Below are 621 nucleotides of genomic sequence, written 5' to 3' on the forward strand. Positions count from 1 at the left end.
GCTTAGTCGCTTAACCTCACAACCCGAAGATGTTTCACTTCTGATTGCGAAAATTTGAGAGACTCGAACACACATGAGCTGTGTGTCGTTTCAATTTTCAGCTTGATCCAGATTTTTAAAGAGCAAAACTTCGCAGTGCACCTTTTCAGGTTCACTCTGAAGTTTTCTTGTGTTCGCAGTAAAGGATGGTGGAGCTATGCGGGATCGAACCGCAGACCTCCTGCGTGCAAGGCAGGCGCTCTCCCAGCTGAGCTATAGCCCCATCGTAGTTATCTCTCTACCGGTAATTTTTGTTGAGGCAAGGCGTGGTGACACGAAGCATACTCAGGTATGTGAGTGTCGCCGCAACGCAGCATCAGCAAAAATTTGGTAGGCCTGAGTGGACTTGAACCACCGACCTCACCCTTATCAGGGGTGCGCTCTAACCACCTGAGCTACAAGCCTGCAGAGATTTTTTACTGCTGTTTTTCATCAGACAATCTGTGTGAGCACTGCAAAGGCAGGTTCTTTAAGGTAAGGAGGTGATCCAACCGCAGGTTCCCCTACGGTTACCTTGTTACGACTTCACCCCAGTCATGAATCACAAAGTGGTAAGCGCCCTCCCGAAGGTTAAGCTACCTA

General features: G+C 48.8%; 2 tRNA genes and 1 rRNA gene. All 3 read right to left on the reverse strand.

Features of this window, described 5'->3' with window-relative positions:
- Positions 1–186: 186 nt before the first annotated feature.
- A tRNA-Ala gene (locus tag HP459_RS23265) sits at positions 187–262 on the reverse strand.
- Positions 263–367: 105 nt separating this feature from the next.
- Positions 368–444: transfer RNA gene (locus tag HP459_RS23270), tRNA-Ile, on the reverse strand.
- 70 nt (positions 445–514) lie between these two features.
- A 16S ribosomal RNA gene (locus HP459_RS23275) occupies positions 515–621 on the reverse strand; the annotation flags it as partial.

Origin of the sequence: Enterobacter sp. CM29 (genome assembly GCF_013179605.1) — a bacterium.
GTDB lineage: Bacteria > Pseudomonadota > Gammaproteobacteria > Enterobacterales > Enterobacteriaceae > Enterobacter > Enterobacter intestinihominis.